The 21,820-nt window shown below is 63.8% G+C and carries 15 protein-coding genes; 11 read left to right on the top strand and 4 right to left on the bottom strand.

The window, feature by feature from the left end:
* Positions 1-12 precede the first annotated feature (12 nt).
* On the top strand, positions 13-771 hold the full coding sequence (locus CT676_RS25270) for a trypsin-like serine protease (RefSeq protein WP_063980005.1): 759 nt from the start codon (positions 13-15) through the stop codon (positions 769-771).
* A gap of 125 nt (positions 772-896) precedes the next feature.
* On the top strand, positions 897-2,399 hold the full coding sequence (locus CT676_RS25265; protein WP_085404091.1) for an NAD(P)/FAD-dependent oxidoreductase: 1,503 nt from the start codon (positions 897-899) through the stop codon (positions 2,397-2,399).
* Between the two features lie 227 nt (positions 2,400-2,626).
* On the opposite strand, the gene CT676_RS25260 is transcribed toward CT676_RS25265, so the two are convergent.
* Complete coding sequence (locus CT676_RS25260) at positions 2,627-3,553, bottom strand: response regulator (RefSeq protein WP_014491159.1); 927 nt, start codon at positions 3,551-3,553, stop codon at positions 2,627-2,629.
* A complete protein-coding gene (locus CT676_RS25255) occupies positions 3,537-6,908 on the bottom strand; it encodes an ATP-binding protein (RefSeq protein ID WP_085404027.1) in 3,372 nt (1,123 codons plus the stop codon). Before CT676_RS25255 ends, CT676_RS25260 begins: the two co-directional genes overlap by 17 nt.
* 169 nt (positions 6,909-7,077) lie before the next feature.
* On the opposite strand from CT676_RS25255, the gene urtA reads away from it, so the two are divergent.
* From urtA to CT676_RS25210, 9 genes are all read left to right on the top strand, one after another.
* On the top strand, positions 7,078-8,337 hold the full coding sequence (gene urtA, locus CT676_RS25250) for an urea ABC transporter substrate-binding protein (RefSeq protein WP_135215591.1): 1,260 nt from the start codon (positions 7,078-7,080) through the stop codon (positions 8,335-8,337).
* Positions 8,338-8,467: 130 nt separating this feature from the next.
* Positions 8,468-9,394, top strand: a complete 927-nt coding sequence (gene urtB / locus CT676_RS25245) for an urea ABC transporter permease subunit UrtB (protein WP_085404025.1) — start codon at positions 8,468-8,470, stop codon at positions 9,392-9,394.
* A gap of 18 nt (positions 9,395-9,412) precedes the next feature.
* Positions 9,413-10,555, top strand: coding sequence for an urea ABC transporter permease subunit UrtC (gene urtC, locus CT676_RS25240; protein ID WP_085404024.1), 1,143 nt, complete (start codon positions 9,413-9,415; stop codon positions 10,553-10,555).
* Positions 10,556-10,619: 64 nt separating this feature from the next.
* On the top strand, positions 10,620-11,375 hold the full coding sequence (gene urtD / locus CT676_RS25235; protein ID WP_085404023.1) for an urea ABC transporter ATP-binding protein UrtD: 756 nt from the start codon (positions 10,620-10,622) through the stop codon (positions 11,373-11,375).
* Between the two features lie 70 nt (positions 11,376-11,445).
* A complete protein-coding gene (urtE, locus tag CT676_RS25230) occupies positions 11,446-12,135 on the top strand; it encodes an urea ABC transporter ATP-binding subunit UrtE (protein ID WP_085404022.1) in 690 nt (229 codons plus the stop codon).
* A 28-nt stretch (positions 12,136-12,163) separates the two neighbouring features.
* Positions 12,164-13,393, top strand: coding sequence for a formamidase (gene fmdA, locus CT676_RS25225; protein WP_085404021.1), 1,230 nt, complete (start codon positions 12,164-12,166; stop codon positions 13,391-13,393).
* 94 nt (positions 13,394-13,487) lie between these two features.
* Positions 13,488-13,865 (top strand): zinc ribbon domain-containing protein, encoded by a 378-nt coding sequence (locus CT676_RS25220; protein ID WP_085404020.1) that lies wholly within the window; start codon positions 13,488-13,490, stop codon positions 13,863-13,865.
* A 45-nt stretch (positions 13,866-13,910) separates the two neighbouring features.
* Positions 13,911-14,951, top strand: a complete 1,041-nt coding sequence (locus CT676_RS25215; protein ID WP_028155256.1) for an aliphatic amidase — start codon at positions 13,911-13,913, stop codon at positions 14,949-14,951.
* Positions 14,952-15,344: 393 nt separating this feature from the next.
* On the top strand, positions 15,345-18,341 hold the full coding sequence (locus CT676_RS25210) for an autotransporter outer membrane beta-barrel domain-containing protein (RefSeq protein WP_135215590.1): 2,997 nt from the start codon (positions 15,345-15,347) through the stop codon (positions 18,339-18,341).
* Positions 18,342-18,500: 159 nt separating this feature from the next.
* On the opposite strand, the gene CT676_RS25205 is transcribed toward CT676_RS25210, so the two are convergent.
* Positions 18,501-19,331, bottom strand: a complete 831-nt coding sequence (locus CT676_RS25205) for an MlaD family protein (protein WP_085404018.1) — start codon at positions 19,329-19,331, stop codon at positions 18,501-18,503.
* A 142-nt stretch (positions 19,332-19,473) separates the two neighbouring features.
* On the bottom strand, positions 19,474-21,693 hold the full coding sequence (locus CT676_RS25200) for an acetate--CoA ligase family protein (RefSeq protein WP_085404017.1): 2,220 nt from the start codon (positions 21,691-21,693) through the stop codon (positions 19,474-19,476).
* Between the last annotated feature and the right edge of the window lie 127 nt (positions 21,694-21,820).

Here is a 21,820-nt window from a genome sequence, read left to right as displayed (position 1 = left end):
AGGCGTGTTCCCATGAAGAAGCTTGCAACCCTCATCGCAGCCGCGCTGCTGCTCGCCACGCCCGCACACGCCATCGTCGGCGGCGGCACGCCGCAGGCCGATGGTGTCGCGCGCGCGGTCGTCACCATCGTCGGCTCGCGGGGCAATTTCTGCACCGGCAGCCTGATCGCCCCGAAGGTCGTGCTGACGGTTGCCCACTGTGTGCAGCCCGGCGCGGACTACAAGATCGTCGATCGCGGCGCTGACGGTGCGCCGCAATTGCTGAACGTGCGCACCGTCGCGATCCATCCCAACTTCAACATGCAGGCAATGCAGGCGCACCGCGCCACCGCGGACGTGGCATTGTTGCAACTGGAAATTCCACTCAAGGGAAAATCGACGGTGTCGGTCGGTGCGCCGACTATTCCAATCCAGGTTGGCAGCCGCTTCGTCATCGCCGGTATCGGCGTCACCGTCCGTGGCGACGGCAAGAGCGGCGGCGCGACGCGCGTCGCCGGGCTCGTGGCCACGGGCCAGCCCGGCACGTTCCAGATCCGGCTGGTCGATCCCGTAACCAACGGTGTTCGCGACGGAATTGGCGCCTGCACCGGCGATTCCGGCGGTCCGGTGTTCGAGGACAAGCCGAACGGCCCGGTGCTTGTCGGCGTCATCAGCTGGTCCACGGGGCCGAACGGCGCCGCCGGCTGCGGCGGATTGACCGGCGTCACGCCGCTCACGCTCTATCGCGACTGGATTTTGCAGACCGCGCGGAGCTGGGGTGCGGCGTTATAGTTTGACCGCGAATTGATCTATGTCATTTTGAAGTGGAAGCGCGATGGGTGACCATGCCCGTCGCGGAGGAAACGCGCCGTCCGGTCAAGGGCGGCCACAAAAACAAGCAAGGCATAGAAGCAACAATGAATGTCGCTGTCCGCAGTCACGCCACAACCAAGCAGGCCTCTGAACATTTCGACGTGCTGATCGTCGGTGCCGGCATCTCCGGCATCGGCAGCGCCTATCACATCGAAAAGCAGCTTCCCGGCACGAGCTACGTCATCCTGGAGACGCAGGCGACGTTCGGCGGCACGTGGAGCACGCATCGCTATCCCGGCATTCGCTCGGACAGCGATCTCCATACCTTCGGCTACAGTTTCAAGCCCTGGGTCGGACCGCCGATCGCGACCGCCGAGGAAATCCTCGCCTACATGAACGAGGTGATCGACGACAACGATATCGCCCGACACATCCGCTACAAGCACCAGATCAATTCCGCGAGCTGGTCGAGCGAGCAAAATCTCTGGACCATCGAGGCGACAACGACCGACACCGGCGAGGCGAAAACGTTCACCGCCAACTTCCTCTGGATGTGCCAGGGCTATTATCGCCATTCCGAAGGCTACACGCCGGAATGGAAGGGCATGGACCGCTTCAAGGGCCGCATCGTCCATCCGCAGAGCTGGCCCGACGATATCGACCTCGTGAACAAGAAGGTCGTCGTGATCGGCTCCGGCGCGACCGCGGCGACGCTGGTGCCGAACATCGCCGACGCCTGCGCGCATGTCACCATGTTGCAGCGCTCGCCGACCTATTTCCGGCTCGGCCGCAACGCCATCGAGATCGCCGAGGAGCTGCGCCGGCTTCAGGTCGACGAGGAATGGATCCACGAGATCGTCCGCCGCAAAATATTGTTCGAGCAGGATGCTTTCACAAAGCTCTGCATTGCCAAGCCGGAGCAGGTGAAGAAGGATTTGATCGACCAGATCCGCGCGGTTCTCGGGCCGGACTACGACGTCGAGACGCATTTCACGCCGACCTACCGGCCGTGGCGGCAGCGTATCGCCTTTGTGCCCGACGCCGATCTGTTCAAGGGCATCGCCAGCGGCAAGGCCTCCGTCGTCACCGATGAGATCGAATGTTTCGTCGAGAACGGCATCCAGCTCAAGTCCGGCAAGCTGCTGGAAGCCGACGTCGTCGTCACCGCAACCGGCTTCAATCTTGCGGCGCTCGGTGACATCGCCTTCGAGATCGACGGCAAGCCGCTCGCCTTCGGCGACACCGTGACCTATCGCGGCATGATGTTCACGGGCGTGCCGAACATGGTCTGGGTGTTCGGCTATTTCCGTGCGAGCTGGACGCTGCGCGTCGACGTCGTCGCCGATTTCGTCTGCCGGCTGCTCGGCCACATGAAGGCCAAGGGCACGAAGAAGGTCGAAGTCAGGCTGCGGCCTGAGGACCACAACATGCCGATCCTGCCCTGGATCGATCCGGAAAACTTCAATCCCGGCTACATCATGCGCAACATGGACCTGCTCCCCAAGCGCGGCGACAAGCCGGAATGGCAGCACAGCCAGGATTACTGGACCGAGAAGGACGAGATCCCGAAGACGGATCTGGACGACGGAGCGTTTGTTTACGGGTGAGGGGCCGTCGGAGTAGGGAACGTTAGAAGCCCCCCACACTCGGCTGTCGTCCCGGGGCGCGGAAGCGAGCCCGGGACCCATACTCCCAGGCAGTGGTCATAGGGTTGGCTGGTCACTCCGAGTCTTCACCAAACCACTTCCTGTGGTTATGGGTCCCGGGCTCGCTTCGCGCCCCGGGACGACACTGTTGGTTGGGTGAACGGCGCACCAACTCATCTGCAGTGCTGCTACGAATTCCTTCGCGTCGCATTCGTTGCAATCGCGGCCGCCGCGGTCCGGTTCTCCACGCCGAGCTTGGCGTAGATCTGCTCCAGGTGCTTGTCCACGGTGCGCGGGCTCAAGCCCAGGATCTGCGCGATATCGCGGTTGGTCTTGCCCTTGCTGAGCCAGGCCAGCACTTCGCCCTCGCGGGTGGTGAGGCCGAGCTCGCTGGTGAATTCGGGTGGCAGCGCAGTGCCGGACTCCTTGGACAGCCGCAGCAGGAACTCGTTCGGCGCGGTCTCGCCCATGTAGTAGAGCCGCAGTTGCGGATTGTCGGGCAGGGGAGCCGCCTGCGACTTCGAGCTGCCCTTGTCCTTCGCCTGCTCCAGCCATTGCAGGAGTGATGGCGGCAGGACGAAGTCGTCGGCCTGCGCGCCATGATGATCGGCCAGCAGTTTTTGCGCCTGCGGGGTGGCCCAGAGCACGTGGCCCTGGCGGTTGACCGCGAACAGGAAGCGGCCGGAGACGTCGAGCGCGGCACGCGCGCTCTGGGTCAGGCGGGCGTTGCCGAGATGGACGCGGATGCGCGCCAGCATCTCCTCGATCACAATCGGTTTTGTCACGTAGTCGACGCCGCCGGCCTCCAGCCCGCGCACGATGTGCTCGGTCTCGGCGAGGCCCGTCATGAAGATCACGGGCACGTTGGCAACGCCCGCATCGCGCTTGAGCCGGCGGCAGGTCTCGAATCCGTCCATGCCGGGCATCACGGCGTCCAGCAGCACGATGTCGGGCGTGATCTGGTCGACGATGCGCATCGCGGCCGCGCCGTCGAGCGCCACCATCACCGTCATCCCGGCGCCGTCGAGCGCGTCGGTGAGCAGCCGCAGCGTCTCCGGGGAGTCATCGACAACGAGCGCGACATCGCGCTTCCTCGACTCAATGCTCATGCGCATGCAACGTCTTCAATGTGGCCATGTACCGGTCGAGATCGAAGCGGTCGACCAGCGACCGCATTTCCGCGACGAAGTCGGCATGCTCGGGGTGCTCGCTGCCGATCTCGTCCAGCTTCAACTGGATGCCCTTGACGTAGCCGATCTGGCCCAGCCCCATCAGCGCCTCGATGTGCCGCACCGGTGGCCTTGATCCGCTCTCGAGCCGCCAGAACGGCACCGCGATCTGGTCCGAGCCGTACTGCCATTCGATCTTCAGGAGCTGACGGATCGTCTCCAGCAGCCGCGGGATGTCGATCGGCTTCATCAGATAGCCGTCGTGGAAGGGCTGCGCCAGCGGCGCGCCGTGAGCCTCCAGCGCGCTCGCCGACACCATCAGGATGCGCGCCTGGTGGTGGCCGCTCGTGCGCAAGGCCTCCGCGACGGCCCAGCCGTCCATGGCAGGCATCGAGATGTCGAGCAGGAACAGGTCGGGCCGGCAATGCTGCGCCAGCGCGAGGCATCCTGGCCCATCGGGTGCACTGAGCAGGATGAAGCCGAGCGGCGCCAGCACCTCGCGCAGGAGGTCGCGATGCACGGGGTCGTCGTCGGTGATGAGGATGGTCTTGCGTGCGCCCCGATAGCCGGAGACCGGCGCCTCTACCGGCGCGATGCGCAGCGGATTGGCGACTTCCGATAGCAGGATCTTGACCTTGAAGGTGCTCCCGGCGCCAACCGTGCTCAGGACCTTGATGTCGCCGCCCATGACGCCGGCGAGCAGCCGGCTGATGGTCAGGCCCAGCCCGGTGCCGGTCTGCGGCTGCGAGACGCCGAGCGCGCCACGCTCGAAGGGCGCAAAGATGCGTTCGAGGTCGTCGCCCTGGATGCCGGGGCCGGTGTCGATCACTTCGAACTCGGCAACGGGGCTGCGATAGTGCACGACGAACTGCACGCTGCCGGTCTGGGTGAACTTGATCGCGTTGGAGAGCAGGTTGATCAGCACCTGGCGGAGCCGCTTCTCGTCGGCGTAGACCACGACCGGCAAATGCGCCGGCCGCCTGAACACGAAGTCGATGCCCTTGGCGGCGGCCTGGAGACGGAACATGCCGACGAGCTGGTCGAGGAATTCGCTCAGGCGCACTTCGTCGCGCGACAGATACAGCCGTCCCGCCTCGATCTTGGAAATATCAAGAATGCCGTCGATCAGGCCGGAGAGGTGATCGGCACTGCGGCGAACCACGCGGACCTGGTCGCGCGGCTTGGTGTTGAGCGTTGCGTCCTGCTCCAGGAGCTGGGCATAGCCGCTGATCGCATTCAGCGGCGAGCGCAGCTCGTGGCTCAGCCCCACCACGTAGCGACTCTTGGCGAGGTTGGCAGATTCGGCGACCTCCTTGGCGCGCTGAAGCTCGGCGTCGGTGCGCTTGTGCGCGTCGATCTCCTGGATCAGCAGCGTCGTCTGCCGCCGCGTCTCGGCCTCGGCGGCGCGACGGCTCTGCTGCGCCAGCACGAACAGCCAGGCCACAACGCCGATGATGATGCTGAGCGAGAAGAACACCTTCCAGAGCACGTTCGAGACGAGCAAATTCTCGCCCGGCACGCTCGCCGAGGTCTGAAGATAGATCAGTCCCAGCACCAGCGCGACGAGGCCGGCGGAGACCACGAAGACGCCGATATAGTGGCCGAACTGCGAGTTGATCCGCCGGTAGATCGGTTCGGGAAGAATCTTGCCGAGCGCGTCGGCGAACTGCACCTGCGCCCGCGCATGCGGCTTGCAGAGGTCGTGGCAGCGTGCATCGAGCGAGCAGCACAGCGAGCAGATCGGGCCGGCGTAAGCGGGGCAGGACGTCATGTCCTCCGGCTCGAAACTGTGCTCGCAGATACAGCACTGGATCGACTCGATGTTGGCCCAGCTCCGCTTCGGCTTGCGCGCGATGTAGTACTTTCCGTCGGTGAGCCAGGCGATGACAGGCGCGGTGACGAAGGCGACCGTCAGCGCGACGAAGGCGGCGAGCGCCTTCATGGTCGGGCCGAACAGGCCGTAGAACGCCGCGATCGAGACGATGGTCGCGATCGTCATGGCGCCGACACCGACCGGATTGATGTCGTAGAGATGGGCGCGCTTGAACTCCATCTGCGGCGGGCGCAGGCCGAGCGGCTTGTTGACGACGAGATCGGCGACGAGCGCGCCGACCCAGGCGATCGCGACATTGGAATAGAGCGCCAGCGTCTGCTCCAGCGCCTTGTAGACGCCGATCTCCATCAACAGCAGCGCCACCATCACGTTGAACACCAGCCAGACCACCCGGCCGGGATGGCTGTGCGTCAGACGCGAGAAGAAGTTCGACCAGGCGATCGAGCCGGCATAGGCGTTGGTGACGTTGATCTTGAGCTGCGACAGGATCACGAACATGCCGGTGAGCGCCAGCGCCAGGTCCGGCTGCGACAGCACGTAGCGAAACGCTTCGAGATACATGTGCGCGGGCTCGGCCGCCAGCTCGCCCGAGAGGCCGTGGCTCAGCGCGAAGAAGGCGAGAAAGGAGCCCAGTAACAATTTCAGTGCGCCGAAGATGATCCAGCCCGGGCCCGCGATCAGCAGGGCGATCCACCACGACGTTCGCGACGTGCGGCGGTCGCGCGGCAGAAACCGGAGGAAGTCGACCTGCTCGCCGACCTGCGCCACCAGCGAGAACACCACGGAGGATGCGACACCGAACAGCAGCAGATCGAAATGCCCGCTCGGGTCGCCATGCTCGCCGGCGAACTTGCGCCACTCCGTAAACGAGTAAGGGTTGGCCCAGGCGATCGCGGCGAAGGGCAGGATGTGCAGGATGATCCAGATCGGCTGCGTCCAGAGCTGGAAGCGGCTGATCAGCGTGATGCCGTAGGTCACGAGCGGAATGATCGCCACTGCGCTGATGAGGTAGCCGATCGGGCGCGGAATGCCGAAGCACATCTCCAGCGCCGTTGCCAGGATCACCGCCTCGATGGCGAAGAAGATGAAGGTGAAGGAGGCGTAGATCAACGAGGTGACGGTCGAGCCGATATAGCCGAAGCCGGCGCCGCGGGTGAGCAGGTCAATGTCGATGCCGCATTTGGCTGCGTAATAGGCAATCGGCACGCCGCAGAAGAAGATGATGGTGGAGACAACGAGGATCGCGGCGCTGGCGTTGGTGACGCCGTAGTTCAGCGTGATGGTGCCGCCGATCGCTTCCAGCGCCAGAAAGGAGATGGCGCCGAGTGCAGTGTTGGCGACACGGGCGGCAGACCAGCGGCGCGCGCTCTTGGCGGTGAAGCGCAGCGCGTAGTCTTCCAGCGTCTGGTTGGCGACCCACTGGTTGTACTGGCGCCTGACGCGGTCTATTCGCTGCCGCCCTGCCACTCGTTACCCCACTCCCGATACGTCCCAGAGCCCTCGCAAATTCCGTACCAGAAGCCTACGTCGGTATTTTGCGGTGCAGTATACGCGATCTTGCGTATGCTTGCGCTGCACAAATTCGAGCCATCCTAACGGCACCAATCGCGTGTCCTCGAACAAAAGTGGGGTGCTCATGTCAGACGAAGCAAACAAGGGCCTGTTGTCGCCGCTCCGGCGCAAACTATTGATGGGAATGGCCGTCGTGCCGGCCATCACGATGCTGCCGCGGGCGTCTTTCGCGCAGGCTCCGGCGACCTCGGCGGTCAACACCACGGGCCTCGCGGTCACCGACACCGAGGTGACGGTCGGCATCCTGCACTCGGCGACCGGCACCATGGCCATCTCCGAGACCGGCTCGATCGAGGCCGAAAAGCTCGCCATCGAGCAGATCAACGCCATGGGCGGCGTGCTCGGGCGCAAGATCAAGTTCATCCAGGAAGACGGCGCCAGCGATTGGCCGACCTTTGCGGAGAAGGCCAAGAAGCTGCTCGTCAACGACAAGGTCGCGGCGATCATGGGCTGCTGGACCTCGGCATCCCGCAAGGCGGTGCTGCCGGTCATGGAGCAGTACAACGGCATGCTCTATTACCCGACCTTCTATGAGGGCCTCGAGCAGTCCAAGAACGTGATCTACACCGGCCAGGAAGCGACCCAGCAGATTCTCGCCGGCCTGAACTGGATCGCCAAGGAAAAGGGCGCCAAGTCGTTCTTCTTCATCGGCTCCGACTACATCTGGCCGCGCACCTCGAACAAGATCGCGCGCAAGCACGTCGAGAACGTGCTGAAGGGCAAGGTCGTCGGCGAGGAGTATTATCCGCTCGGCAACACCCAGTTCAACTCGGTGATCAACAAGATCAAGCTGACCAAGCCCGACGTGATCTTCACCGACGTCGTCGGCGGCTCGAACGTCGCGTTCTACAAGCAGCTCAAGGCCGCCGGCATCGACCTCTCCAAGCAGGCGCTGCTGACGATCTCGGTGACCGAGGACGAGATCGACGGCATCGGCGGCGAGAACATCGCGGGCGCCTATGCCTGCATGAAGTACTTCCAGTCGCTCGACAATCCGAACAACAAGACCTTCGTGCCGGCGTTCAAGAAGATGTGGGGCGAGAAGACCGTGATCGGAGACGTCACCCAGGCTGCCTATCTCGGCCCGTGGCTGTGGAAGTTGACGGTGGAGAAGGCGGGCTCCTTCGACGTCGACAAGATCGCGGCGGCCTCGCCCGGCGTCGAGTTCAAGGGTGCGCCGGAAGGCTATGTGCGCATCCACGAAAACCATCACCTCTGGTCGAAGACCCGGGTGGGGCGCGCCAAGCTCGATGGTCAGTTCGAGCTGATCTACGAGACCGCCGATCTCGTCGAGCCGGATCCGTTCCCCAAGGGTTACCAGTAAGTCGCGACGTCGCTCGCGCCTTTCCTCAACACCAAGCCTCTCCCTGGCGTGGACAGCAAATCCACGCCCAAGACCCCCGCGTCGCGAACCTGCTCGCGACGCGGGACCTTATCCCTGACGGAGGACATCGATGTTCGGCGACTATTCGCTTGGTGATCTTGGCTCCATCTTCGTCATGCAGGGGTTTGCAGGACTGATCCTGTTCTCAGTCTACGTCCTGATGGCGCTTGGGCTTGCGATCATCTTCGGCCAGATGGGCGTCATCAACATGGCTCATGGCGAGTTCATGATCCTCGGGGCCTACGTCACTTGGATGACCTCGAATTTCTTCCAGGCCTATCTGCCGAGCCTGTTCAGCGGCTACTTCTTCCTGGCGATGATCCTGGCCTTCGTCGCATCCGGCGCGCTGGGAATGCTGGTGGAGTGGGTGCTGATACGGCATCTCTACAAGCGCCCGCTCGATACGTTGCTTGCGACCTGGGGCCTCAGCCTGATGCTGCAGCAGGCCTATCGTTCCGTGTTCGGCGCGCGCGAGGTCGGCGTCGAGCTGCCGCAATGGATGCTCGGCTCGCTGCACGTCACCGACAGCATCGAGGTGCCGATCAACGGCGTCTTCGTGATGTGCCTCACTTTGCTGATCACCATCGGCGTCGCCTATGTCATGTACAAGTCGCGCTGGGGCCGCCAGGTCCGCGCCGTCGTGCAGAACCGCATCATGGCCGGAGCCGTCGGCATCAACACCGAAAAGGTCGATCGCTACACCTTCGGTCTCGGTTGCGGCATCGCCGGTGTCGCCGGCAGCGCCTTTACGATGATTGGCTCCACCGGGCCAACCTCCGGACAGCTCTACATCGTCGATACGTTCCTGGTGGTCGTGTTCGGCGGCGCCGCCAGTTTGATCGGCACCATCGCCTCGGCCTTCTCGATCTCGCAGACGCAATCGACCCTCGAGTTCTTCATGTCGGGCTCGATGGCGAAAGTGCTGACGCTGCTCGCGGTTGTCGGAATCCTGATGCTGCGGCCGCAAGGGCTGTTCGCCCTCAAGGTCCGCAAGTGAGAAACTGGGGCTGATGCAATGACCGACAATCGTTTCTGCAATCGATCGGAGTTCATCGGAATTCTGGTGCTCGCGGTCTTCCTGGTGGTGGTCCTGCCGCTCACACTTGATGTCTTCAGGCTCAATCTGGTCGCGAAATACCTGACCTATGCCTTCGTCGCGCTGGGGCTGGTGATCTGCTGGGGCTACGGCGGCATTCTCAGCCTCGGTCAGGGCGTGTTCTTCGGGCTCGGCGGCTACTGCATGGCGATGTTCCTCAAGCTCGAGGCATCGAGCGTGGAGAACACCAAGATCCAGTCGACGCCCGGCATTCCCGATTTCATGGACTGGAATCAGATCACTGCGCTGCCGCTGTTCTGGAAGCCATTCAGCAGCCTCACCTTCACGATCGCCGCCATCATTCTCGTGCCTGGCATCTTCGCCCTCATCATCGGGACCGCGATGTTCAAGCGCCGGGTCGGCGGCACCTACTTCGCCATCATTACCCAGGCGGTCGCGGCCATCCTCACGATCCTGATCGTGGGACAGCAGGGCTATACCGGCGGCATCAACGGCATGACCGACCTGCGGACGCTCAAAGGTTGGGACATCCGGCCCGACCATGCCAAGATCGTGCTGTACTTCTTCGAAGTGGGATTGCTGTTCGCCTGCATCATGATCGCGCAGTTCGTCCGGCACTCCAAGCTGGGACGCATCCTGGTCGCGATGCGCGAGAAGGAGGACCGCGTCCGCTTCTCCGGCTACAGCGTCGCGAATTTCAAGATCTTCGCCTTCTGCATTGCCGCCGTGTTCGCCGCGATCGGCGGCGCCATGTTCGCGCTCAATGTCGGCTTCATGTCACCGTCCTTCGTCGGCATCGTGCCGTCGATCGAAATGGTGATCTACACGGCGGTCGGCGGCCGGCTCTCGATCCTCGGCGCGGTCTACGGCACGCTGCTGGTCAACTTCGCCAAGACCAGCCTGTCGGAAACCTTTCCCGAATTGTGGCTGTTTGGCCTCGGCGGATTGTTCATCGCCGTGGTCCTGGCCTTCCCGAACGGTCTCGCCGGGATCTGGGGCGACTACGTGCAGCCGCGCATCGATCGCCTGATCTCGTCGCGCAAACCGAAACCCGAAGGTTGGACCGACAGCTCCGTCGCTGACGGCGCCCCGGCGGAGTGAGGAGATCGTCATGCTCGTAGGTCGCCACGATGCCGATGCCACGCTGGCAGTGAGGAGATAGATCATGCTCGTCGGTCACCAGCCCAAGGAATTCCTGCTCGCCGTCGAAGCGCTGACCGTGTCGTTCGACGGGTTCAAGGCGGTCAACGACCTCTCGTTCTACGTCGACGAGAACGAGATCCGCGTCATCATCGGTCCCAACGGCGCCGGCAAGACCACCGTGCTCGACCTGATCTGCGGCAAGACCAAAGCAACCTCAGGCTCGATCCAGTTCCGCGGCAAGGAGCTGACCCGGATGAAGGAGAACGAGATCGTCAAGACGGGCGTCGGCCGCAAATTCCAGAACCCCTCGATCTACGACGATCTCACGGTGTTCGAGAATCTGGAGATCTCCTATCCGCGCGGCCGCTCGGTATTCGGCGCACTGACCTTCACCCGCGACGCCGCCGTGCGCGACCGGGTGCACGAAGTCGCCGAAATGATCTTCCTGAAGGATCGGCTCAACGTGAACGCCGATCTGCTCAGCCACGGCCAGAAGCAGTGGCTCGAGATCGGCATGCTGCTGATCCAGGATCCGGATCTGCTGATGCTGGACGAGCCCGTTGCCGGCATGAGTGTGTCCGAGCGCACCAAGACCGCCGAGCTGCTCAACCGCATCATCAAGAACCGTTCAGTGCTGGTGATCGAGCACGACATGAAATTCGTCGAGGACATCGCGCACAAGGTCACCGTGCTTCACCAGGGGCAGATCCTCTCCGAGGGCACCATGGAAAAGGTGAAGAACGACCCCAAGGTCGTCGAAGTCTATCTGGGCCATTAGCACATGATCCCGGAAAGTGGCGTCCGGTTTCCGGACAAGATCATGTGCAAGAAGTAAGGAGCGCGCGACGATGCTGGCAATTTCCGATCTTCACGTCGCCTACGGCCAGAGCGAGGTGCTGCACGGGCTCAACGTCAAGGTCGCGCCCAACGAGATCGTTGCGATCATGGGCCGCAACGGCATGGGCAAGACCACGCTGATGAAGTCGCTGATGGGCATCCTGCCGGCGAAGAGCGGTTCGGTGACAATGGACGGCGCCGAGCTCGGCAGTCTGCCGAGCTACGAGCGCGTCGCCAAGGGCCTCGCCTATGTGCCGCAGGGCCGCATGATCTTCTCGACCATGACCGTGAAGGAGAACATCGAGACCGGCCTCGTCGTCTCCGGCGGGACCGAGGTGCCGGCCGACATCTACGAATTGTTCCCGGTGCTGCTGGAAATGAAGGGCCGCCGCGGCGGCAATCTCTCCGGCGGACAGCAGCAACAGCTCGCGATTGCGCGTGCGCTCGCGACCAAGCCGAAAGTGTTGCTGCTGGACGAACCGACCGAAGGCATCCAGCCGTCGATCATCAAGGAGATGGCGCGCACCTTGAAGCGCATCCGCGACGAAAAGGGGCTCTCGATCGTGGTGTCGGAGCAGGTCCTGAGCTTCGCGCTCGATATCGCCGACCGCGTGCTGGTGATCGAGAACGGCGAGATCGTGCGCGACGATCCGCGCGACGCCGTCGATGCCGCGCAGGTCTCGAAATATCTATCCGTCTAACCAACCGCAGTAAAAGGGGAGCATCTCGATGCCAGAGACACTGATCAAGGTCGATCTCACCAAATCGGCTTACGATAATGACATGGTGCACAACCGCTGGCACCCCGACATCCCGATCGTGGCCTGGGTCAATCCCGGCGACGATTTCATCATCGAGACCTATGACTGGACCGGCGGCTTCATCAAGAACAACGATTCCGCCGACGATGTGCGCGACATCGATCTGTCGATCGTGCACTTCCTGTCCGGCCCGATCGGCGTCAAGGGCGCCGAGCCCGGCGACCTCCTCGTCGTCGACCTACTCGATGTCGGCCCGATGAAGGAGAGCCTGTGGGGCTTCAACGGCTTCTTCTCCAAGCAGAACGGCGGCGGCTTCCTGACCGACCATTTCCCGCTGGCGCAGAAGTCGATCTGGGACATCAAGGGTCTCTACACCTCGTCGCGTCACGTGCCCGGCGTCAACTTCGCCGGCCTGATCCATCCTGGCCTGATTGGCTGCCTGCCCGATCCGAAGATGCTGGAGACCTGGAACAAGCGTGAGGCCGAGCTGATCGCGACCAACCCGACCCGCGTGCCCGGCCTCGCCAATCCGCCATTCGCGCCGACCGCCCATGGCGGCCGCGCCAAGGGTGACATCAAGGCCAAGATCGGCGCCGAGGGTGCGCGCACCGTGCCGCCGCGCGAGCACGGCGGCAATTGCGACATCAAGGATCTCTCGCGCGGCTCGAAGATCTACTTCCCGGTCTATGTGCCCGGTGCGGGTCTCTCGATGGGCGATCTGCATTTCAGCCAGGGCGACGGCGAGATCACCTTCTGCGGCGCCATCGAGATGGCCGGCTGGCTGCATCTGAAGGTCGAGGTGATCAAGGACGGCATGGCGAAGTACGGCATCAAGAACCCGATCTTCAAACCGTCGCCGATCACGCCGAACTACAAGGACTATCTGATCTTCGAGGGCATCTCGGTCGACGAGCAGGGCAAGCAGCACTATCTCGACGTCCACATCGCCTATCGCCAGGCCTGCCTCAACGCGATCGAGTATCTGAAGAAGTTCGGCTACTCCGGCGCCCAGGCTTATTCGATCCTCGGCACCGCGCCGTGCCAAGGCCACATCTCCGGCGTGGTCGACGTTCCCAATGCCTGCGCCACGCTATGGCTGCCGACCGAAATCTTCGACTTCGACGTGATGCCGTCGGCGGCAGGACCGATCAAGCACATCACCGGCGATATCCAGATGCCGATCTCGCCGGACAAATAGTCTCCCTGCGCGACGGGATGCGGGACGGCGCGACTTTGCAGCCCCGCATCCGCCGCGGGAATTCTCTCACAGGCAACAGCGTAGGGATGATGCGATGCCGGTCTATGAATATCTCTGTGACGATTGCGGGCCGTTCAAGGACCTGCGCCCGATGGCGGAATGCGACGATCCGCAAAGCTGTCCGCACTGCGAGACGATGGCGCCGCGGGTGATCCTGACCGCGCCGAATTTCTTCTGCATGCCGGCGGAGAAGCGCAAGGCGCACGCCGTCAACGAGCGCAGCACGCATGCGCCGCAGACGCTCGCGCAATACAAGGCCTCGCACGGTCCCGGCTGCGGCTGCTGCTCGTCGGGCAAGACCGTGAAGGACAAGAGCTCGACGGACAAGACAAAGCCCGCGCGGCTGATGACCAAGACCAGGAGTGGCGCCAAGGGCTTTCCGACCGCGCGGCCCTGGATGATCAGCCACTAACGCCACGCGCCAACATCAAACGAACAAAAGACAGGAGCGGCCCAAATGCTTCACGGTGACATTTCCAGCAGCAACGACACCGTCGGCGTCGCAGTGGTCAACTACAAGATGCCTCGCCTGCACACCAAGGCCGAGGTGCTCGACAACGCCCGCAAGATCGCCGACATGCTGGTGGGCATGAAGGCGGGCCTGCCCGGCATGGATCTCGTGATCTTCCCGGAATACTCGACCCAGGGCATCATGTACGACTCCAAGGAGATGTACGAGACGGCCTCGGCGGTGCCAGGTGAAGAGACCGCGATCTTCGCGGAGGCCTGCCGCAAGGCCAAGGTCTGGGGCGTGTTCTCGCTGACCGGCGAACGCCACGAGGAGCATCCGCACAAGGCGCCCTACAACACCCTGATCCTGATGAACGACAAGGGTGAGATCGTCCAGAAGTACCGCAAGATCATGCCATGGGTGCCGATCGAGGGCTGGTATCCCGGCAATTGCACCTATGTCTCAGACGGCCCGAAAGGGATGAAGGTCAGCCTGATCATCTGCGACGACGGCAACTTTCCGGAGATCTGGCGCGACTGTGCCATGAAGGGCGCCGAATTGATCGTGCGTTGCCAGGGCTACATGTATCCGGCCAAAGAGCAGCAGGTCATGATCTCCAAGGCGATGGCGTGGGCCAACAACGTCTATGTCGCCGTCGCCAACGCCGCCGGCTTCGACGGCGTCTATTCCTACTTCGGTCACTCCGCGATCATCGGCTTCGACGGCCGGACGCTCGGCGAGTGCGGCGAGGAGGACTACGGCATCCAATATGCCCAGCTGTCGAAACATCTGATCCGCGATGCGCGCCGCAACGGCCAGTCGCAGAACCATCTCTACAAGCTGGTCCACCGCGGCTACACCGGCATGATCAATTCCGGCGAAAGCCCGCGCGGCGTCGCGGCCTGCCCCTATGATTTCTACAAGAACTGGATCGCCGACCCGGAAGGGACGCGGGACATGGTCGAGGCGATGACCCGCTCGACGCCGGGGACGGAGGAATGTCCGATCGACGGCATCCCGAATGGGTCGGCCCCGAGCAATTACTGAGCTATTGCGGACGGCGCGCTTGCCATTCATGCGAATGCACCGAGGAATGGGGGCACGGGGCGCGGCCCTGGATGATCAGCCAAGATGTGAACAGCCGTACATGGAACGGACATTCTGACGCATGGGCGCATGCGCGGGGTAGGAATTGAGCCCGGCAAAACCGTGGCTCGGTTGCAACATGAGTTGTTGAATCTGCCCAAGTTGCGGTCCCGTTGGCTGATTCTCGAGGAACCGTAGTTCTACCGGCCAGCCTCATGGCCTAAGTTCCTCGCGGCGCCGCTGGGGAGCGCCGCGGGTGAGGGGAAGAGCGTGGGGGCTTGGTTGCCATCGAGCGGGCGGGGTTGCTCGCGTCGTGCCACCGCTGTTCGCGCGGCATTCTGGATCGGCCTCGCCTTGAGCGCGGCGGCGGCGGCGAGCCCCGCAGCAGCGCAGCAAATCTTCAACGGGTCGCAGACCACGCCGAACGGCGCCGTCAACGGCGGAGGCGGCGTCTGGGACACCACCACCACGAATTGGACGGACGTCTTCGGTTCGACCAGCACTGCTTACGATCCCTCGTCAGTCGGCACGGTGTTCGGCTACTCGGGAGTCTCGACGCCGGCAAGCGGTGGCACGGTGACGGTTACGCCAGGCGGCGTGCAGCTCACCAGCCTCGTGGGCTTCGACCTCACCGGCGACGGTTCTGTCTACACCATTCAGGGCGGCGATCTCAGGCTAGCCTCCGGGGGGACGACGTTCTTCACCAACGATGTCACCGGCACGACAGACCCATCGGCCGTCATCGCCTCGCGCATCACCGGCAGTGGTGGCATCTCCGTGCAGGGACCCGGCATCCTGGCGCTGCTCGGCGCCAACACCTATACCGGCGACACTTTCATCTGTTCGTGCGCAGCGCTGCAACTCGGTGACGCCACCCACACCGCGAGCATCATTGGCGCCGTCAACAACGAGGGCCTCTTCAATATCGTCAATGCCGATACGTCGGGAATTACATCGCTCCTGAACGCTATCTCCGGAACGACGATGTTCCTCAACGCGACCTCCGCCAGCTCTATGGTGATCACCAATAACGGCCAGCTGTACTTCGGTGATCCGCTCGGGGGCGGCACCGACACCGCCACGGCCGGCCGGGCGACCATCATCAATGACGGCGGCTTGACCGGCTTCTTTGGCCGGACCAATGCGGGCACGGCCAACATCACCAACCAGAATGGCGGCGGCACCGCGTTCCTCGATCAATCCTCGGCGGGCTCCGCGACCATCGTGAACAAGGATTTCAGCGGGACCGTGTTTGGTACGCTGTCCGGGTCCGATACTGCGACCGCCGGCAATGCAACCATTATCAACGAGGCCGATGGCCTGACCAATTTCGGTGCGTTCACGACGGCCGGCAACGCCACGATCGTCACCAAGGACGGTGGCAAGACCGAGTTCTTCGATAATTCCACCGGCGGCAATGCGCGCTTCATCACCACCGGCACAGGCGTCGTCGATTTCGGGATCAGCCTCGGCCCGAACGGCGACGGCCGCATCACGGCCGGTTCGATCGAAGGCAATGGCACCTACTATATCGGTGGCGGCAACACGCTCGTCGTCGGCAGCAATAACCGCTCCGCGCTGGTCGATGGCGTCATCGGCGACTACGATCCCTGCGGGTGTGGTTTCATCGGCTCCGGCTCGCTGGAAAAGGTCGGCAGCGGAACGCTGATCCTCTCCGGCACAAACACTTACACCGGTACGACGACGGTGAATGGCGGCATCCTGCGGGTTGATGGCGACATCTCGCAATCGAGCCTGACCACCGTGAATGCCGGCGGTGCGTTGTTCGGCGCCGGGATTGTCGGCAACACCGTTATCGCCACCGGTGGCATCTATGCGCCCGGCGACGGCGGCCCGGGCTCAAGCATGCAGGTCCAGGGCGATCTCACCTTGCAGCCCGGCTCGGTCTATGTTGTGCAGGCCGGTAGTGGATTCAGCACGAGCCATGCGCTCGTCAGCGGCAACGTCACGCTGGACGGGACCGTGGGTGTCGCGCTGTATCCCGGCAGCAAGATAATGCAGCACTACTCGATCATGCAGTTTTTCGGCAGCGCCACCGGTAATTTCGCCGGCGTTGCCGCGCCGGGTGGCCTAGTCGGCACGACGACGGTCGGGTCAAACGAAGTGTTCCTCGATTTCACGCTGAACTATGGCGCGAAATACGCGCTCAACATCAACCAGCAGAACGTCGCCACGACGCTTCAGAATTTCTTCAACGCCAATGGCTTCCTTCAAGCCGAATTCGCGGGCCTCGGCCCCAACGGCCTGACCCAGGCCTCCGGCGAACCGGCAACGGGGTCGCAGCAGACGACCTTCAATGCGATGAACCTGTTCCTCGGCCTCTTGACCGATGTCTTCGGCTCGGGACGTAGCGGCACATCAGGTCCGACGCCCTATGCCGACGAGCCGGGCGCGAATGCCTATGCCGCGACCGGCAAGGGCGCGCGTGACAAGAACGCGCGCGACGCCTTCGCCTCGATCTACCGCAAGGCACCGGCCGCAACCTTCGAGCAGCGCTGGGATGTGTGGGCGGCCGGCTATGGTGGCTCGCAGACCACCGACGGCAATGTCGCGCTCGGTTCGAACAACACCACCAGCAGCGTCTATGGCACTGCCGTCGGCCTCGACTATCGCTTCTCGCCGTCGACGATCGCGGGCTTTGCGCTTGCCGGCGGTGGGACCGGCTTCAACGTCAACGGGCTCGGCTGGGGCCGCTCCGACCTGTTCCAGGCCGGCGCCTTCGTTCGTCACACGGCCGGACCTGCCTATATCACGGCCGCACTGGCCTATGGCTGGCAGGACGTCACGACCAACCGCATCGTCACGGCCGCCGGCGTCGATCAGCTGCGGGCGCAGTTCAACGCAAATGCGCTCTCGGGCCGTGTCGAGGGCGGTTACCGCTACGCTACGCAGTGGATCGGCCTCACGCCCTATGCGGCGGCCCAGGCCACCATGTTCAGCCTTCCGAACTATTCGGAGTTCGCGGTGGTCGGCAACAGCACCTTCGCGCTCAACTATGCCGCCAAGGACGTGACCAGCACCCGTACCGAGCTCGGCCTGCGCGCCGACAAATCATTCGCCGCGGCCGGTGGCCTGATGACCCTGCGCGGCCGCGTCGCCTGGGCGCATGATTACAATCCGGACCGCACCGTCGGCGCGGTGTTCCAGACCCTGCCGGGCTCGGCCTTCGTCGTGAACGGTGCAGCGCTGGCGCGCGATTCCGCGCTGACCACGGCGGCGGTGCAGATGAACTGGATGAACGGCTGGTCTGCGTCGGCGACCTTCGAGGGCGAGTTCTCGAACGTCACCCGCTCCTACGCCGGCAAGGGCGTTGTGCGCTACGCGTGGTAGGGCGTTGCTGGGGCGATCGCGCGAAGCGCGAGCGGGGTGGGGTGATCTCTCCACTCGGGCACTGCATGCTGGGAAGCACTTTCGCCTCACCTCGGATCGCATTTCGCTTTGCTGCATGCGATCCGATCCTCCCCCTCCAGGGGAGGATAAGAAAGAGCGTCACTGCTTCTTCTGCGGAGGCTTGCGCGGCGGGCGCGGGGCGGCGGCGGGCGAGGGCGTGCCAGCCATCTTGTTGGCGGCGTCACTGACGTCGAGCAGCGAGCGCCGGATGTCCTCGACGTAGGCAGCCGACTTCTTCTTCATGGCATCGGCGAGCTCGTGCAGTCCCCTGATCTTCTCGAACAGCTCGTCGGCCTTGCCGTCGACGAAGCCGGGGACCACGCCTTCGATCTTGGTGACCGCCTTATCGAAGCCTGCGAAGGCGCTGTCGACCTTGGCCATGACGGAGTCGATTTCGCCGCCCTTGCTTCTGAGATCGGCGGTGTAGTTCTCGAACGTGCGCAGGCCGTCCTTGATCGCAGGGGCATTGCTGACGATCGTGCGATCGACGCTGTGCAGAGTGTCGACGATGGATTCGGCGTCGCTGAGATCGGCGATCAGCATGGGGACGCCGTCCGTATCCAGCGGCACCGGCGGCGCGGAGGGCGCGCCGCCGATCAACGAGATCGCGGCGACGCCGGTGAGACCCTGGAACTCGATGCCCGCAACCGTGTCCTTGCGGATCGGCGCGGTGTTGTCGAGCATCACCAGCGCCACGATCTTGCGCGGATTATCCAGCTTGATCGACAGGATCTGGCCCGCGGGAACACCGTCGAAATTGACCGGCCCGCCGCGGCGCAGGCCGCTGGCGGAGCCGCCCTCGAACACCACGCGCAACTGGCTCCGGCTCTGGGCGGTGCGCCATTTCTGCACGCCGAGCACGCCGCCGAACGCCACGGCGATGACCGCCAGCGTCGCCGTTCCGATTACGAGGTTGCTCGCGCGTGCCATGCAGGGCGATTTTACGGCCAAAGCGGGGTGGTTGGAAGGACGATGCTGCGGCCGCAATACTAGAGCGGGCGGGTTAACGACTTGTCCGCCGTAGCTCGAAGAGAAGGCGGAAGCGTAACCCGCCAATCCGCCTTAGGCGACATCAATGCCCGGCCGCGCGTTTTGCAGCAGCATTGTTCAATACGATCAGCGCGTCGACGGCGACGCCCGTTTTGGTGTTGATCAGGAACGGGTTGACGTCGATCGAGGCGATCCGGTCGCCGGCATCTGCGATCAGGTTGGACAAGCCGACCAGCGCTTTCACCGCGGAGGCCTCGTGCAAGGCCGGCTTGCCGCGATAACCGCGCATCTTGATACCGGCCTTGGTGCGGCCGATCAGGAGCCGGGCCTCGGCCTCGTCCAGCGGTGCGCCGGCGAGCGCGACGTCCTTCATCAGCTCGATGTCGATGCCGCCGGTGCCGAACAGCACGACCGGCCCCATCTCGGCATCGAGCGAGGCGCCGACCACGAGCTCGAGATCGGCCTTGACCTGCTGCGCGATCAGGATGCCGTCGAGCTTCGGCTTGCCCTTCAGCTTCGCCACCCGCGCGGTGATGTCGGCGAATGCCTGCTTCACCTCCGCGGCGCTGTTGAGATTCAGCACCACGCCGCCGATGTCGGATTTGTGCAGGATCTCGGCGCTGACGACTTTTGCCACGACCGGGAAACCGATCTGCTTCGCGATCTTCGCGGCGTCCGCCGCCGTCTGCGCAATCGCTTCCTTCGAGACTGGAATGCCATAGGCCTTCAGCAGCTTCTTCGAGGCGACCTCGTCGAGCGCGGCACCGCTCGCCGATTTCAGCGCCTTCTCCAGCACGGCGCGGGCGGCAGGCTTCGAGCTCGAGGCGATGTCGGGCACTGCCTTGCGCAGCTTCGCATAGTCGAGCAGCGATTTGATCGCGGTCACCGCGCGGTCCATGCCCTGCATGACCGCGAGATGCGGCAGCGATTTGCGCAAGCCTTTGGTGAATTCGGTGAAGCCGACCGACATCGCGCTGATGTAGATCACCGGCTTGCCGGCCCGGCTCGCCATCCCATCGACGATGCGCAGATTGCGCTCGCGCAACTCGTGCGGCGCCTTGGGCAGTTCGGCATCGATGATGACGATGTCGATATCGGGGTCGTCGATCATCAGCTCGATCGACTTCATGTAGACGGAGGGATCGACCACCGCGGCAAAGCCGGCATCGAGCGGATTGCCCACGATCGAGCCCGGCCCGAGCATCTTCGCCAGTTCGGAGCCGACGTGCGGGCTCAGCGGCGCAAAGTTCAGGCCTTCCGCATAGAAGGCGTCAAGCAGCATGCCGCGCTTGCCGCCCGATAGTGTGACCGCGGCGAGCCGGTCGCCCTTGGGCACGGCCGCGTGAACGAAGCATTCGGTGGTCTCGATCAGCTCGTCGAGCCCGCCAACCCGGATCACGCCTTCACGGGTCGCGATGGCGTCGAACGTCTCGATCGAGCCTGCGAGCGCACCGGTGTGCGCCATCGCCGCCGCGCGGCCGCCCTCGGACGAACCGAGCTTGAGTGCGATGACCGGCTTGCTTGCGGCGCGCGCGGCCTTGCAGGCGTCGCGAAACGCCTTGGTGTTGCGCACGCCTTCGAGGTAGACCACGATCACCTTGATGCTCGGATCCTCGGCGAAATAGCGCATCAGGTCCGGCGTCTCGAGCCCGGCCTCGTTGCCGGTCGTCACCATGTAGCCGACCCCGACGCCGCGATCGTCCAGCGCCTGCCGGATCGCCATGACGATGGCGCCGGATTGCCCGGCGATCGCCACCGCACCCTGTTCCATGGTGACGACGCGGTCGTCGATATTGGTGAAGAGCTTTTCGCCCGCGCTCAGATTGCCGAGGCAGTTCGGGCCGGTGACGGCGAGCCCCGTTTCGCGTATCGCGGCTTGCAATTCGGCAGCGAGCTTCTGGCTCTCCTCATCCTGTAACTCGCTGAAGCCCGAGGTGACGATGGTGGCCGAGCGCGCGCCGGCCGCGGCGGCGTCGCGGATCACCTGCACGGCAAAGCGCGCGGGCACCAGCACCAGCACGTGATCGGGCTTTTCCGGGAGGCTCGCAAAATCCTTGTAGCAGGGCACGCCCCAGACGGTGTCGCGCTTGGCGTTGACCGGATAGAGCCCGCCCTCGTAGCCGTACTTGACGAGGTTGTTCCAGATGCGCTCGGCATAATTGCCGGGCTTGTCGGTCGCGCCCACCAGCACGATGTTGTGCGGGTGCAGCATGGCGTGGATGCCCTTGACGACATCGCTGGCATCGGGCGCTGGAGACCATGGACGCGGAGAAACAGACGCAGCAGGTACCTGGGCTTCCATGGCGCTTTACCTCTTGTTCTTGTTGCAGCGCCCTGTCTTGCGCCGGCGTCTGGCGGGGCTGATCGTGATGGCTCCATGCCGCGTGGCGGAATGCTGCGTGCTTCGCGACAAGGCTAGCATCACCAGA

It is taken from the genome of Bradyrhizobium sp. MOS001, assembly GCF_004634465.1.
Taxonomy (GTDB): domain Bacteria; phylum Pseudomonadota; class Alphaproteobacteria; order Rhizobiales; family Xanthobacteraceae; genus Bradyrhizobium; species Bradyrhizobium barranii.
The sequence above is the reverse complement of the archived record's forward strand: the minus strand, read 5'-3'. Positions and strand labels throughout refer to the sequence as shown.